General features: G+C 69.1%; 11 protein-coding genes and 1 pseudogene. 8 read left to right on the forward strand and 4 right to left on the reverse strand.

The annotated features are described in order from the left end of the window. The first annotated feature begins 22 nt into the window (after positions 1-22). The 3 genes from D7147_RS08880 (at position 23) to D7147_RS08890 (ending at position 2,167) form a co-directional block, all read left to right on the forward strand. The gene (locus D7147_RS08880) at positions 23-496 is read left to right on the forward strand and encodes a GNAT family N-acetyltransferase (protein ID WP_120675611.1); all 474 of its coding nucleotides are present in this window, start codon (positions 23-25) and stop codon (positions 494-496) included. A 184-nt stretch (positions 497-680) separates the two neighbouring features. Beyond that, entirely contained in the window at positions 681-1,625 is a 945-nt protein-coding gene (locus tag D7147_RS08885; protein ID WP_120675613.1) for an NADP-dependent oxidoreductase, read from the forward strand. A 173-nt stretch (positions 1,626-1,798) separates the two neighbouring features. Then, positions 1,799-2,167: a GNAT family N-acetyltransferase gene (locus tag D7147_RS08890; protein WP_120675615.1), complete on the forward strand. Its 369-nt coding sequence runs from the start codon at positions 1,799-1,801 to the stop codon at positions 2,165-2,167. A 90-nt stretch (positions 2,168-2,257) separates the two neighbouring features. Here D7147_RS08890 and D7147_RS08895 read toward each other — a convergent pair whose 3' ends face one another. After that, entirely contained in the window at positions 2,258-2,794 is a 537-nt protein-coding gene (locus tag D7147_RS08895; protein ID WP_120675617.1) for a DUF302 domain-containing protein, read from the reverse strand. Positions 2,795-2,906: 112 nt separating this feature from the next. After that, entirely contained in the window at positions 2,907-3,737 is an 831-nt protein-coding gene (locus D7147_RS08900; protein ID WP_120675619.1) for a tautomerase family protein, read from the reverse strand. A gap of 217 nt (positions 3,738-3,954) precedes the next feature. Here D7147_RS08900 and D7147_RS08905 point away from each other — a divergent pair, with 217 nt between their 5' ends. Both D7147_RS08905 and D7147_RS33665 read left to right on the forward strand, forming a co-directional pair. Further along, positions 3,955-4,560, forward strand: a complete 606-nt coding sequence (locus D7147_RS08905; protein WP_120675621.1) for a TetR/AcrR family transcriptional regulator — start codon at positions 3,955-3,957, stop codon at positions 4,558-4,560. A gap of 134 nt (positions 4,561-4,694) precedes the next feature. Continuing rightward, a pseudogene (locus D7147_RS33665) lies at positions 4,695-5,336 on the forward strand (SDR family NAD(P)-dependent oxidoreductase); the annotation flags it as partial. 218 nt (positions 5,337-5,554) lie between these two features. Here D7147_RS33665 and D7147_RS33670 read toward each other — a convergent pair. Continuing rightward, the gene (locus tag D7147_RS33670) at positions 5,555-6,223 is read right to left on the reverse strand and encodes an RBBP9/YdeN family alpha/beta hydrolase (RefSeq protein WP_407663324.1); all 669 of its coding nucleotides are present in this window, start codon (positions 6,221-6,223) and stop codon (positions 5,555-5,557) included. Continuing rightward, on the reverse strand, positions 6,184-6,651 hold the full coding sequence (locus tag D7147_RS08920) for an SAM-dependent methyltransferase (RefSeq protein ID WP_120675625.1): 468 nt from the start codon (positions 6,649-6,651) through the stop codon (positions 6,184-6,186). Before D7147_RS08920 ends, D7147_RS33670 begins: the two co-directional genes overlap by 40 nt. A gap of 751 nt (positions 6,652-7,402) precedes the next feature. Between D7147_RS08920 and D7147_RS08925 the strand changes: the two genes are divergently transcribed. From D7147_RS08925 to katG, 3 genes are all read left to right on the forward strand, one after another. Beyond that, positions 7,403-12,568, forward strand: coding sequence for a peroxidase family protein (locus D7147_RS08925; protein ID WP_199734131.1), 5,166 nt, complete (start codon positions 7,403-7,405; stop codon positions 12,566-12,568). Between the two features lie 354 nt (positions 12,569-12,922). Further along, entirely contained in the window at positions 12,923-13,378 is a 456-nt protein-coding gene (locus tag D7147_RS08930) for a Fur family transcriptional regulator (protein ID WP_120675629.1), read from the forward strand. Then, a complete protein-coding gene (gene katG, locus D7147_RS08935) occupies positions 13,375-15,651 on the forward strand; it encodes a catalase/peroxidase HPI (protein ID WP_120675630.1) in 2,277 nt (758 codons plus the stop codon). The genes D7147_RS08930 and katG overlap by 4 nt, the downstream gene beginning before the upstream one ends. The last annotated feature ends 50 nt before the right edge of the window (positions 15,652-15,701 follow it).

Here is a 15,701-nt window from a genome sequence, read left to right on the forward strand (position 1 = left end):
CACCCCGACAGGAAGCGTGACAATGGCGATCGATCTCGAGGCCGAGGCGGCCACCCGGGAAGAGAACAACGCGGCGGTCATCGCCGCTCTGAACGAGACAAGTCTCAGCGAGGTGGAATCCAGCTGGGAGCTCGATGTCATCAACGACGTGGAGCGCGGTCGCTGGATCGCCGCCCTCGGCGCCGAAGCGATCGCCGAGCTCCAGTACCGGTTCGTGGGTGGCCGTGTCGTGCTGCTGACGACCTGGGTCGACCCCGCCTACCGGCGCAACCGGGTGGCCACGGAGCTCGTCGCTCGCGTGCTGAACGAGATCCGCGAGAGCGGGAAGAAGATCACCATCATCTGCCCGGTCGTCGGTAGGTTCATTGCCCGTAACCCGCAGTACCTCGATCTCATCGACAAGGTCCATCCCGGTGCCGGCGCCTACCCCCAGCGCGAACGCGCAGCGGGCGACCAGGGCGAGGAGCTCACCGCGTTCGAGAAGGACATGAGGTAGTCGCCCAGCGGGCGACTGCTGACGAAGATCGGCAACGTCGCGACCCTCGACGACGCCGTCGCCGCTTTTGACCGGGCCGGTCGAGGGCGAGTGCGTCAACAGCGGTCGGTCATGACGCGCAGACAGCAGCACCCCTGTTGTGTCGTAACGGGGTGGACGAGGACTGATTCGGAGTGGCGTTCAGATGAAAGCGATCGTGGTGACGGACCGGGCCGCCGGGACGGCGGGGATGAGGCTGGTGGAGCGGCCCGAGCCGGACACGGCGAGGCTCGCCAGTCTTGAGGGCGCGAACTACGGCGATGTCGTCGTCGAAGTTCATTCGTCTGGATTCACCGGCGATGAGCTGGAGTGGCCCTCGACCTGGATCGACCGCCTCGGTCGTGACCGGACGCCGTCGATCCCCGGCCACGAGGTGGCCGGGGTGGTCACCGCGCTCAGCTACGGAGCAACCGGGTTGTCTGTGGGACAGCGGGTGTTCGGCCTTACGGACTGGACTCGCGACGGCACACTCGCAGAGTACGTCGTCGTCGAGGCGCGCAACCTTGCGCCGCTGCCGGGCGATGTTGACTTCACGGTGGGCGCCGGCGTCGCGATGGCGGGCCTGACCGCGTGGCAGGGGCTGTTCGATCACGGCCAGCTCCTGGAGGGGCATAGCGTCCTGGTGCACGGCGCGGCCGGCGTGGTCGGTTCGATGGCGACGCAGCTCGCTCGGCAGGCCGGCGCCTACGTCATCGGCACCGGACGTGCCAGCGGCCGGCAGACCGCAGTCGACTTCGGCGTCCACGAGTTCGTCGACCTCGACAACGACACCCTGGAAGACGTCGGCGAAGTCGATCTCGTCTTCGATGTCCTCGGTGGCGACATCCAGAAGCGGTCCGCGGGTCTGGTTCGAGCCGGAGGGACGCTGGTGACCGTCACCGGACCGCCGGAGGTGCGGCCTGCTGACGGCCGGGCGATCGACTTCGTTGTCGTGTCCGACCGCGTCCAGCTGGGTGAGATCGCCCGGCGGGTCTGGGACGGGCGCGTGCGGACGAACATCGGGACCGTCGCCACCCTCGATGGCGCCGTGGCCGCCCTCAATCCGACCGAGCGGACCAGGGGGAAGACGATCATCCGCGTTCGCCCATAAGGCTTCACAGGAAGCAACCGGGCCCGCGTGGACCACTTCAAGGGACCATTTGGTCCAAAGATGCCGCACCCGCGCGGTGCATACCGGGAAGCCAACTGCCATGCTCGGACCTCAAGGTCCGAAACCGAGCCGTCTGACCGTGCGGCGTAACTACACGTTGGGAAGGTGAGCCGATGAGCACTGAGGGACAGGCGCCGGTGGCGGAGGAGTTGATCGACAGCCTCGATCATGGCCGCTTCGAGCTCTATCGCGATGGCGTGCTGGTCGGCTGGCTCTACTACACCCACCTCAAGCCCAACCGGTACGCCCTCCGGCACACCGAAGTCGAGTCGAGTCATCAACACCAGGGCGTGGCCGGCGCCATGGTCCGGCGAGTACTGGACGAGATCCGCGCCCGGGAAGGCACGATCACCGCGATCTGCCCCTTTGTGGTCGACTACCTTTCGCGAACGACCGCCTATGCCGATCTGATCGACGCCCGACACCCCGGCTACTCCGACCGGGCTGCCGCCGAGTCGGCGCGCGCGAAGGTCGGTGGCTGAGCCCAGCGGGCTCGCCCAGGCGATTTCTGACCTCCGACCGGCCGCAACGCGTGGTCCGAGAATTCAGACGACAGCGTGCAACGGCTCGGGTCACGTGGCGGGGCCGGCCAGCACCTCGGGCGGTTCGACACCGATCAGCTTGAGGAGGTTGGCCACCTTGCGGTCGAGGCCTATGCCGACCTCGGTGACCTGCGGGATGCCGAAGCCGCCGAACGCCACACTCGGCTGATCCAGGGTGAAGATGGCGCAGCCGTCGTCGTCGCTGTGCACCAGGATGCGCAGCGGCGCGTAGAGCAGGGTCGCCGGGTGGTAACCGAACATGCTCTCGGCGGTCACTGGATTGCCCAACAGGTACTCGATGGTGTTCGTCCGATGCCCGGCAAGGGCCATCAACGGTGTCGCGTCGATCTTCCTGAAGATCATCAGCTCGTTCGGCGCGTTGGCCGCCACCGCCGCCTGGAGATCGTGCCAACTTCCCGTGGAGCGACCGGCCCGCACTGCGCCCGCCTCATCGAACGCCGGCGCCGCCTGTTCGAAGGCGGTGATGAACGCGTCAAAGGGCATCCCGGTGGGGATGTCCAGGCGCACCATCGGATGCGCATTGGAGACCACCTGTTCGACTGGCATGTCTCACTCCTTCACGTGCTGTGTCCCGACGGGCCCAGCGACGATCGTCTCGATGGACCGGGGGAGTGGCGATGTCGCGCGAGAGCGCAGCGCGGGGCGGGCGGGACCACGATCAACCGGCTGCGCCACTGGTCGTGGCGGCGGTGTCGGCGTAGAGCTGGACGCTGGTGATGCGGCCGCCCGCGACGCCGAAGAACCAGAGGTTCTGGAAGACGACGGTCTTGCCGGTCGCCTTGAGTACGGCCGTGTTGGTGAGTCGGGCGATGACGTGGTCGTCGGCGGCGAGGACGTCATCGACGACGACCTGGAACGACTTCCAGACGGCGCCACCGCCCGGGAGCTTCGCGAAGAAGTCGTCGAAGGCGGCGGGGCCGGTGAACTGGCCGCCGTAGGGCAGCGTCGTGGGCAGGGTGAGGACGACGTCGTCGCGCAGCATCGGGAGGATGGGGCCGCGATCGCGGTTCTGGAAGAGTTGGGTGACGGCGTACGTCATCTCGGCCCTGGTGTACGTGTCGCGCGTGCCTGGGGCTTGCGCTGCGGCGGCCAGCGACTCCGCGGCCGCGACGTCGGTGCCGATCACTCCGCCGGCGAAGGAGAGGTTCTCCGGCGGGACCACGGTCATGACCACGAACACGTCGGCGGGGCGGACGCCCGGACCCTCTTCGAGCAGGCGGACCAGCGTCGAATAGAACCTGCGCTTGGCCCGTTCGCCACGTTCCAGACCGTCGGTGATCGTGAACACGATCCAGTCATCGGAGCGGGGGCCGCCGCGGGAGCCACGGTCGAAGACCATCTCGCCCGGTTCGTGCTGGTGGATGAGCTGGAAGTTGTCGTCCGGTTTCATGTTCAGCTCGGCGACCAGCGCGTCGTGCACCGCCTGGGATACGGCAGCCAGATACTGGTCCGACCTGCCCCGGGCCAGCGAGATGGTGACGAAGGGCATGCGCGCTCCTCTCGACGGGCCGATGGCCTGGGCGGCGTCTGGTCAATTCTGTCGAGCCGGGGCGCGTTCCAGGCGGCAGTCCGGGAAAGCGGAGGACCTGCCGGGTACCGGTGAGGCGTCCGGCCTGCCAGGGTTCCTGGGCTTCCGCTTGCAACTATGCCGAGCAGCATACATACTTCAGGATAGAAGGCGGAGCGAGGAGAGGCGAGGTGAAGTCGTGGCTCGTCGGTCGGATGCCCGGCAGAGGATGGTGGAGGCGGCCAAGCAGCTGATCCGGCAGCGCGGCTACGAGGCGACGGCCTTCTCCGACGTGCTCAAGCTCAGCGAGGCGCCGCGCGGCTCGGTCTACTTCCACTTTCCCGGCGGCAAGGCGCAGTTGGCGATGGCGGCGGCCGAGGCGCACGCCCACGACCAGGTCGTCATCATCGACCAGGCCGCCGAAGGGGCCGGCTCCGCCGCCGAGCTCATCGAGCGCTACGTGGACCTGGGTCGCGAGGGCATGATCGCCAGCGAGTACGCCCGGGGCTGCGGAATCGCACCGCTGGTGATCGACGGAGCCGCTCAGCAGTCCGCCGACATGGCGGAGACGAGCCGACGCGCGTTCGCGCAGATGATCGACCGGCTCGCGTTCCACTTCATCGTCCTCGGCATCGACCAGGCGCCCGCACGCGTGCTGGCCGATGCGGTGGTCGCCGGCGTCGAAGGCGCGTTGGTCACCGCCCGCGCTCTGCGTAGCCCGGCTCCCTTCGACGCGGTTCGGGCCGCCCTGGTCAGTCTCGCGGACGGCGGGGCGCCCAAGGGCTCGCGTCGCGGCAGAGCCTGAAATCTGGGCGCCGAAGTCGACCGGCCCTCGACACATGTCCAGATAATATGCATGCCGTCATACCTATTATGGCTGCGGCTCGGAGTGCCGGCGACGCCGGACCGGCGGCAACCCCAAGGAAGGACCTACCTCGCATGGCACGAGTACTGATCACCGGAACGTCGCGCGGCATCGGCAGGGGCGCCGCGATCGCCCTGGCCGCCAGAGGCCACCAGGTCATCGCGACCGCCCGCGACCTGTCCACCCTCGACGACGTTCCCGCAGCGGTGAAGCTGCGGCTCGACGTCACCGACCAGGACTCGGTGGACGCCGCGGTCGCCCGGGCGGGACGCGTCGACGTACTGCTCAGCAACGCCGGCACGACTGTCCGGGCACCGCTCGAGTCGATCCCCCTCGACGCGCTGCGCGACCTGTTCGAGCTGAACACGTTCGGGGCGCTGCGGATCGCCCAGGCCGTACTCCCGCAGATGCGCGACCGAGGATCGGGACAGCTCATCTTCATGTCCAGCATCCAGGGTCGGCTGGTCATCCCGCTGATCGGCGCGTACGGCGCGACCAAGCACGCGCTGGAGGCGTTCGCGGAGACCATCGCCATCGAGGCCGGCCACTTCGGCGTGTCCGTGCACGTGGTGCAGCCACCCGCGGTCACCTCCGGCGGCGCGGAGCTCGCCAAGGTGTACCTCGACGAGGACAGCCCCTACCGACCCCTGCTGAACAAACTCGGACCGTTCCGCTCCGCGCCCGTCTCGGTCGAAGAGGTAGCCGACGCGGTCGCCGCCACGATCGACCAGGGTGCCACGGCACCATTCCGAGTCCCCGTGGGTCAGACGGCCACGACCGTGCTGGCGGCGCGCAGAACGGCGCCCGATGACGCACCGTTCCTCGCCGCGCCGCTGGACTGGTGGCGGCGCCTCATGCCGTCCGCGCGTTGCCGCGAGACCCTCGGGAACGTTGCTGAAGCCGCGGCGGCGCCGGCATCCGAACAGGTGCGACCTCAGTCGGCGGTCTCGGCGAGGAGGTCCCGGAGCAACTCCTCACCCCGGGGCCATGGGCCGAAGCCGGCCGCCGGGTTGACGTGGCCGACGGCGCCGAGGTCCACAAAGCGCGCGCCCCACTGTTTCGCCAGCAGCCGGGACCAGCCGATCTCCGCCCATTGGTCGGTGCTGCTGGCCGCCAGGACGGTCGGGAACGGCAACGGGTCCGCCGGGGTCGGGCCGAAGCCGGCGATCGGCGCACCACGGGACGCCGAGTAGTCGATATCGGGCGGCGCCACCAGCAGCGCCGCGCGGACCTGGGCGACGTGCCGCTGAGCCCAGTGGGCGACGGTGTGACAGCCGAGGCTGTGTGCGACCAGTACGACCGCTCCTTCGGCCCGCTGGACCGTGCCGTGCAGCTCGGCGACCCACTCGTCCCGGTCCGGCTGATCCCAGTTCCGCTGCTCGACCCGAACAGCGCCGGCCCAGTCCTGGAGCCAGTGGGACTGCCAGTGATCACGCCCGGAACCACCCAGGCCCGGTACGACGATCATGTTCTCCATGACGGAGACGCTATCGGCCTTCGCTTCACCGTCGTCGAGCCCCCAACGGGCCGGCCGCCGCGCCTCGGCCTCCTCGGTGCCACCGCCTACGGCTGGAAGTACTCCGACATCATTGCGCTGACCCATTCCGGCTGCCGGACCTCGCCCGGGAGGAACTCCACCATCGTCGGCTTCACGTCGAGGACCGGAGTGCCGGAGACCGCGTCGAGGCCCACCACGGTCAGTTCGCGACCGCGGACGGACTCGATGGCGCAGCACGTCACCCCGATGCGGTTCGGTCTGCGGGGGCCGCGACCGGCGAAGACGCCGACGGGCGGAAGGTCGGGGCGGCCACGGTAGGGGCGGGGTTCGCGGTAGTCGCCGCCCTCGGGGAACTGGTCGAAGACGAAGAGGACCTCCACATGGGAGAAGCCCTCCAGCCCCTGGAGGCTGGCCTCGCCGAAACGCTCGTCGATGGTGATCGTGCTGCGGACGGCTCCCCAGTTGTCCGTGTGCTGGATGTCCGTGCGGTCGTTCCGGACCGTACCGATCGGGGTGATCTCGAAGCTCGGCATGGCTGGAGGCTAATCTCCACGCGCCCGTCCGGTCGGTACCCGCGGGCGGCGATCTTCGATGTTTGCTCCCATATCGCCGTATCTCGGATCTCGCCGAGGCATTCGAGCGACCGGTGTATCTGCGCGAAACCGGGCGGCCGGCAGGCTACGTCCGGAAGTCGACACTTCCCTTTTTCCCTGGCAGGGTCGCTGATACGGCCGAGCAATTCGCACAGCTGTCGGAAAAGGTGATTTCCTCGGCCGCCTGCCGTCAGCGGAGCGCGGATCGCCAGGCGCTCGATTGCCGATTCGCGCTGCTCCGCCGCTTGCGGCGGGTAGTCAAGCGCCCGGCCGAGCCGAGTGTCGGACCCACGCCGGGAGCGGGTGCCCGGCCGCGTCAGCCCCACACCTTGCAGCCGAACCGCTACGTTCCGTCAAGCGAACGCCGCCCCCTGCTGGTCCTTGCGACCGCCCGACATCACCCGAACGGCCATCAACTCGTTGACTGGAACCGTTCTAATATCGCTGGCAAGTTGCCTTAGCGGAACATTAGTTAGCCGCTCGATGAACACCGCCTATCGCAGGTCCGTCCGCCTTAGACAGCGTTGAGGCAACGCCATACAGGGTGAGGTGCCGCACGAAGCCGGCGCAGTTCATCGCGCGCTATTCCCATCGCGCGCCGGGTAACGGTGTCGGCATTCCTGCACGCCCTCTCCCTGTCGTCGATCGTGCACCCCAATCGATATCTATCAGTTACCGAGAGGGAAGAATGGTGACCAGACGCCGAAAGATCCTGGCCGCGGGGCTCGCTGCCATCGTGGGGTTCAGCCTGCTGCCCCTGACGGCCGGCCCGGCCCAGGCCGCACCCGTCGGTCAGGGGTTCGAGCTCAACGCCGGCGACCTGAGGTTCATCCTCAGGCAGATCAAGATCGCCGAGAACCACGCGACCAGGGAGGGGCCCGGTGGGGAGCCGGTCGCCGGACAACCGCTCTTCGGATCCGGAGCGAACCAGGTCAGCAGCGCGCTGCTGCCGTACGGTCTGCGGACGGTGGACGGGTCGGACAACAACGGCGTCCCCGGCCAGAGCTCCTACGGTGCTGTCGCCAAGACGTTCCCCCGGCACGCCGCACCGCAGTGGCGGCCCGGTGACGACGCCACCGCCTTCGGCGGCCCGGCGAACTCGTCGTACTCCCAGAAGAAGGGCGTGGTCGCCGACGCCGCACCGCGGGTGATCAGCAACCTGATCGTCGACCAGTCGTCGGCCAACCCGGCCGCCGTCGTGGCCGCCGGCAGACCGCACCGAAGTTTGAACCAGGACCCCACCGCGGTGCCCTGCGTCGTCGAGCCGGACCCCGGTCCACCAGCGACCGAAGGCTCACCGCCCGGCTGTACACCCCGGGGCGGCACCCTGTTCATCCCGAACGTCACCACCGACTTCGGCCTCTCCCCGCCGTACAACTCGTGGTTCGCGCTCTTCGGTCAGTTCTTCGACCACGGCGTCGACCTCACCGCCAAGGGCGGCAGCGGCTCGGTCATCGTGCCCCTCCAAGCCGACGACCCGCTGATCCCCGGCGCGGACGGCGAACTCGGCACCGCCGACGACCTGCCGCCGAACATGCGGTTCATGGTGGTCAACCGGGCGAAGAACCAGCCCGGTCCGGACGGCCACCTCGGGGACAACCCGGCGACCGCGACCGACGAGAGCGCGGACGACGTCCAGGAGGCCACCAACCTGAACTCGTCGTGGGTCGACCAGAGCCAGACGTACGCGTCGCACTCCTCCCACCAGGTCTTCCTGCGCCAGTACAAGAACAACAGCGCCGGCAAGCCGGTCGCCACCGGCCGGATGCTGAACGGCCCGACCGATGGCATGGGGACCTGGGCGAGCGTCAAGAACCAGGCCGCCTCGCTGCTCGGCATCCGACTCACCGACGTCGACGTGCTGAACGTGCCGATGGTCGCCGCCGACCAGTACGGCCGGTTCCTGCGCGGCCCCAACGGATACCCGCAGCTGGTGACGGCCACCGGCCTGGTCGAGGGCAACCCCGCCGCGCCGATCGCGATCCCGGCGAACGTCAGCCGGATCAACATCGCCTTCCTCGACGACATCGCGCACCACGCGGTGCCGTCGGTCGCCAAGACCCCGGACGCCGACACCGTGATCAACCCGCCGGGCACCCAACTGCCCGCCGACCGGTACGACAACGAGATGCTCGACGCCCACTTCGTCGCCGGCGACGGACGGGTCAACGAGAACATCGGTCTCGTCGCCGTGCACCAGGTGTTCCACTCCGAGCACAACCGGCTGGTGGACTACATCAAGAACCTCATCATCGAGGAGAACATCGACGTCGCCGAGTGGCAGTCGCCGACCGGCGCCGACGGCTGGAACGGTGAGCGGATCTTCCAGGCCGCGCGGTTCGTGACGGAGATGGAGTACCAGCACATCGTCTTCGAGGACTTCGCCCGCAAGATCCAGCCCGGGATCAACCCGTTCAACGTCTTCACCCAGTCGGACACCGGCATCAACCCCGACGTCCGCGCCGAATTCGCCCACGCCGTGTACCGGTTCGGACACTCGATGCTGGCCGACACGGTCGCCCGGACCAATGAGGACGGCTCGAAGAGCGACATCCCGCTGCTGGAGGCGTTCCTCAACCCGCCGGCCTTCTTCCGCGACGGCGACGGAGGCACGTACACCGCGGCCCAGGCCGCCGGCGCGATCGCCCAGGGGATGACCGAGCAGACCGGTAACGAACTCGACGAGTTCGTCACCGGAGCACTCCGCAACAACCTGCTCGGGCTGCCGCTGGACCTCGCCGCCGTCAACATGACCCGAGCCCGCGACGCCGGTGTCCCGTCGCTGAACAACTTCCGCAAGCAGGTGTACGCACAGACCAACGACAGCGCCCTGCAGCCGTACACGAACTGGGTCGACTTCGGGCTCAGCATCAAGCACCCGGACTCCGTCATCAACTTCATGGCGGCGTACGGGACGCACCCGCGCATCCTGACCGACGCGGGCCCGGACCACATCGTCGAGGACGTCCCCGACACCGCCGTCGACGAGAGTGCTGACAACAAGCCGGCCACCCTGGCCTCGCGGCGCGCGGCCGCCCGGCTGATCTACGAGAACGACGCCGCCCTGAACCCGGTGCCGAAGACGCCGGCCGACAGCGCCGACTTCGTCAACAGCATCGGGGCTTGGGCGAACACCGCCGGTGGCGGCTCCACGACCGGTGTCGACGGCATCGACCTGTGGATCGGTGGCCTCGCCGAGTCGCAGGTCTTCTTCGGTGGCCTGCTCGGCTCCACCTTCAACTACGTCTTCGAGCGGCAGATGACCGACCTGCAGGACGGTGACCGGCTCTACTACCTGTCGCGTACCTCCGGGCTCAACCTGCGCACCGAGCTCGAAGGCAACTCGATGGCCGAACTCGTCATGCGCAACACCACCGCGCAGGCGCTGAAGGCCGACGTCTTCGCCACCTCGGACTGCAAGTTCGACCTGAGCCGGCCCACCTTCGCCGGCACCGGCAACAACATCGCGGACGATCCGGAATCGGAGTGCGACGAGTCGAAGGTGCTCATCCGGATGGCTGACGGGACGATCCGGTACCGGCAGTCGAACTCCGTGGACCCGCCGGGTCTCAACGCCCAGAGCACCTACAACGGCACCGCGGGCAACGACAGGATGTGGGGCGGCATCGACAACGACACGTTCTGGGGCAACGACGGAAACGACCGTATCGAGGGCAACGACGGCGCCGACGAAGCACTGGGCGGGCTGGGCGACGACATCATCACCGACTCGGCCGGGGACGACGTGCACAAGGGCGGCGCGGGCAACGACGCCATCGACGCCGGGCCCGGCCTGGACATCATCATGAGTGGTGACGGTAAGGACTTCACCAACGGCGGCCTCAACGGCAACCAGACCTTCGCCGGTGAGGGCGACGACTTCGTCATCGCCGGTGACGGGCCCGACACCGTGTTCGGCGGCGGCGGTGACGACTGGCAGGAGGGCGGCAACTCCAACGACCTGCTCCAGGGCGACAGCGGCGCGCCGTTCTTCGACGACATCAACGAACCCGGGCACGACGTCCTGATCGGCAACAGCGGTGAGGACGACTACGACGCCGAGGGCGGCGACGACATCATGGTCGCCGGTCCGGGCATCGAGCGGAACCACGGTGTACGCGGTTTCGACTTCGCGATCCACGCCCGCTCGGTGGAGGCCGCGGACTCCGACCTGACCATCGCCATCGCCGACGCGCCGATCATGCTCGCCGACCGTTTCCTGTTGACCGAGGCGCTGTCGGGCTGGGACAAGGACGACGTCCTCAAGGGAGACGACCTGGTCCCGCTCGAACAGGACCTGGAGCTGAACACGCCCTGGGGCTCCAACGTACTGACCGAGGAGGGCATCGACCGGATCAAGGGTCTGCGGTCGCTCGTGGCGGGTCGCACCGCGTGCGTCGCCAGCCCGCCGGAGGTCAGCCCGTCCGCCGCGGTCTGTGGCTTCGGCGGCGGCAACATCCTGCTCGGCGGTGGTGGCAGTGACGAGATCACCGGCCGGGGAGCCGACGACATCATCGACGGGGACGCCTGGCTGAACGTGCGACTCAGCGTTCGGACCAACCCGGCCGACGCGACGACGGAGATCGGCACCACCACCTCCCTGAACGGCCAGTACCTGCGCGACGCCGCCGGGAACCCGACCGGGCAGACCCTGCACCAGGCGGTGTTCAGTGGAGCGCTCAACCCCCACAACATCGTGATCGTCCGGGAGATCCTGCACACCGGACCGGCCGGGGTCGACACGGCCGTCTTCACCGGACCGCGGGCGGACTACGACATCATCCCGAACGCCGACGGGACGCTGACCGTGGTCCACGCCCGCAACGTGCCACCCGCCGGCGACCAGGGCGGCGCCGGCGGCGACGGCACGGACACGCTCCGGAACGTCGAGCGGCTGGAGTTCACCGACACCACCGTCACGATGCTCACCCCCGGGGCCCCGACGATCGGGACCGCGAACGGTGGCAACGAGTCGGCGACCGTCACCTGGACCGCACCGGCGGACAACGGCGGGCCGGCGGTCTCCGGCTACCTGGTCCGGGTCGTGAACGCCGCGGGCACCCAGGTCGGCGAGCCGCGTACCGCCCCGGCGGGCGCGACGAGCCTGCTGGTCACCGGCCTGACCAACGGTCAGGCCTACCGGTTCCAGGTGGCGGCGGTCAACGAGGTGGGCACGGGGGCGTACTCGGCCCTCTCCGACGAGGTCACGCCCATCCTCGACGTGACGCCCCCGACGGTGACGGTGGAACGGCCGCTGCCCGGCGCGACCGGCGTCGGTCGGGGGACGAACGTCCAGGGCCTGTTCAGCGAGGTGGTGAACGGCGTGAACGCGAACACCGTCCAGTTGCGCAACGCCGCCACCAACGCCCTGGTCCCGGCCACGGTCGCCTACAACCGTCAGGTCGGGCGGTTCACCCTCAACCCCGACGCCGGCCTGGCTGCGGACACGACGTACCGGGTCACCCTGACGACCGGGATCACGGATGCCGCCGGCAACGCCCTGACACAGCTGAGCTGGACCTTCACCACCGGCCCCGCGCCGCAGGTGACGGCCCGGACACCGGAGCCGGGGGCGACCGGCGTGTCCCGCACCGGCAACATCACGGTGACCTTCGACGAGGCGGTCACCGGTGCCAGCGCCGCCGCCGTGCAGTTGAAACGGGTCTCCAACGGCAACGTCCTGGTGACCCGGGTCAGCTACGACCCCGCCACCCGGCTGCTCACGATCGACCCGAACGTTCAACTCCAGGCCAACGTGGCGTACGAGGTCACCCTGACCGGTGGCCCCACCGCCCTGCGCGACCTGGCCGGGAACCCCCTGCTCACCACGTCATGGACCTTCACCACGGGTTCCTGACCTGACCGCACGACCCGGTGGGGCGCTCCGGACTCCGGTCCGGAGCGCCCTGGCGTGTCACCGGGGTCGCGCGCTCGCCCGATCTTTCGAGCCGCCGCAACGTCCCGGGTCCCGGCACGGAAAGTTCCCGTCGTCGTCCCTGCCGCGTCGCCTTGCCGTGGCCCAGATGGTCGGTAATGTCGGCGAGCGTTGGACGCCGGGATCCGGGTCGCCGCCCGCCGCCGCCGGGCCCACCTGTCGGTTGGCTGCCGCCGGGTCGGTCCCTGCCTGGGTGATCAGGTTTGCGGCGAACTGTGCGGATTATGATCCCGGTAAAACTTGAACAGTTCCAGAAGAATGGGCTATGTTCAGGGCATGACGTCCGGCTTCGAGGCGCAGCTGCGGGCAGCTTCGTTGCGCGTGACCGGGCCCCGGCTGGCGGTGCTCGCCGCGCTGCGCGACCATCCGCACGTCGACACCGACACGGTGATCTCACTGGTACGAGCGGACCATCCCACGGTCTCCCACCAGACGGTGTACGACGTACTGCGCGCACTCACCGAGGCCGGTCTCGTGCGGCGCATCCAACCTGCCCGCGCGACCGCCCGATACGAGTCACGGGTGGGGGACAACCACCACCACGTCGTCTGCCGCTCCTGCGGCGCCATCGCCGACGTCGACTGCGCCGTGGGACACGCTCCCTGTCTCACCGCCTCCGACGACTACGGGTTCGTGGTCGACGAGGCGGAGGTCGTCTACTGGGGCACCTGCCCCGACTGCGCGACCGAACGCACCTCCCAACGATCCGCCAGTTCGGAAGGAAGTAAATGAGCGACACCGAGGACTACACCCCCTCCAGCGCGCAGGGTGTGGACAAGAAGGAGGCGGCCGGCTGCCCGGTCGCACACGACTCCGTGACCGCGCACGGCAGCGAGAGCGAGAACCCGGCGATCGACTCGCCGACGCCGAAGACCGGCGGCCGTCCGCGCACCAACCGGGACTGGTGGCCCAACCAGCTCGACCTCTCGGTGCTGCACGCCCACTCCCCGAAGGGCAACCCGCTGGGGGAGAGCTTCAGCTACGCCAAGGAGTTCGCCAAGCTCGACGTCGAGGCCCTCAAGCAGGACATCGCCGAGGTCCTCACCACCTCGCAGGAATGGTGGCCGGCCGACTTCGGCCACTACGGCGGTCTGATGATCCGGATGAGCTGGCACGCCGCCGGCACCTACCGCATCCAGGACGGCCGCGGCGGCGCCGGCGACGGTGGCCAGCGGTTCGCCCCGCTCAACAGCTGGCCGGACAACGCCAACCTCGACAAGGCCCGCCGGCTGCTGTGGCCGGTCAAGCAGAAGTACGGCCAGAGGATCTCGTGGGCCGACCTGCTCGTGCTCGCCGGCAACGTGGCCCTGGAGTCGATGGGCTTCAAGACCTTCGGCTTCGGCTTCGGCCGCGAAGACGTCTGGGAGCCCGAGGAGATCTTCTGGGGCCCGGAGGACACCTGGCTCGGCGACGAGCGCTACGCCTCCGAGAAGGAGATGGTGGCCGGCGTCGGCTCGACCGAGATGGGTCTGATCTACGTCAACCCGGAAGGCCCCCGCGGCAACGCGGACCCGGCCGCCGCGGCGCACTTCATCCGCGAGACCTTCGCCCGGATGGCGATGAACGACGAGGAGACCGTCGCCCTCATCGCCGGCGGCCACACCTTCGGCAAGACCCACGGCGCCGCCGTCGCCGACGACCACGTGGGCCCCGAGCCCGAGGGCGCCTCGCTGGAGTCGCAGGGCCTGGGCTGGCTCAGCACCCACGGCAGCGGCAAGGGCGCGGACACGATCACCAGCGGCCTTGAGGTGACGTGGACCGACGTGCCCACGCAGTGGAGCAACCGCTTCTTCGAGATCCTCTTCGGCTTCGAGTGGGAGCTCACCACGAGCCCCGGCGGCGCCAAGCAGTGGGTCGCCAAGGACGCCCCGGAGATCATCCCGGACCCGTTCGACCCGGCGAAGAAGTACAAGCCGACGATGCTCACGACCGACCTGTCGCTGCGCGTCGACCCGGCGTACGAGAAGATCTCCCGCCGGTTCCTGGAGAACCCCGACGAGTTCGCGCTGGCCTTCGCCAAGGCCTGGTACAAGCTGCTGCACCGCGACATGGGCCCGATCGACCGTTTCCTCGGGCCGTGGGTCGCCGAGCCCCAGCTGTGGCAGGACCCGGTGCCGGCCGTCGACCACGAGCTCGTGGGTCACGCCGACGTCGCCGCCCTCAAGGCGAAGGTCCTGGAGTCCGGTCTCACCACCGCCCAGCTGGTCTCCACCGCCTGGGCCTCGGCCGCCAGCTACCGCTCCACCGACAAGCGCGGCGGCGCCAACGGCGCGCGGATCCGCCTCGAGCCGCAGCGCAGCTGGGAGGTCAACCAGCCCGAGCAGCTCGCGACGGTCCTGGAGACCCTCGAGGGCATCCAGCGGGAGTTCAACGCCGCCGGCGGCGCGAAGATCTCGCTCGCGGACCTGATCGTGCTCGCCGGCTCGGCCGCCGTCGAGAAGGCGGCGCGTGACGCCGGCGTCGAGGTGACCGTGCCGTTCCACCCGGGCCGCACCGACGCCACCCAGGAGCAGACCGACGTCGAGTCGTTCCGGGTCCTCGAGCCGCGCGCCGACGGATTCCGTAACTACCTGCGCCCCGGCGAGAAGACCCAGCCGGAGGTGCTGCTCATCGACCGCGCCTACATGCTCAACCTGACCGCCCCGGAGATGACCGTCCTCATCGGCGGCCTGCGCTCGCTCGGCAACAACGTCGGCGGCGCGCAGCACGGCGTCCTCACCGACCGGCCCGGCGTGCTCACCAACGACTTCTTCGCCAACCTGCTCTCCCCGGGCACCCGGTGGAAGGCGTCGGAGTCCGACGAGCACGTGTACGAGATCCGCGACCTGGCCACCGACAAGGTGAAGTGGACCGCCACCGCGGTCGACCTCATCTTCGGCTCCAACTCCCAGCTGCGCGCCCTCGCCGAGGTCTACGCCAGCCAGGACGCCCGCGAGAAGTTCGTCACCGACTTCGTCGCGGCCTGGACCAAGGTCATGGAGCTCGACCGGTTCGACATCGCCTGACCCTGCACCAACTGACGAGCCCCGGCCGATCCACCAGGATCGACCGGGGC

The organism is Micromonospora musae (assembly GCF_003626545.1).
Lineage (GTDB): Bacteria > Actinomycetota > Actinomycetes > Mycobacteriales > Micromonosporaceae > Micromonospora > Micromonospora musae.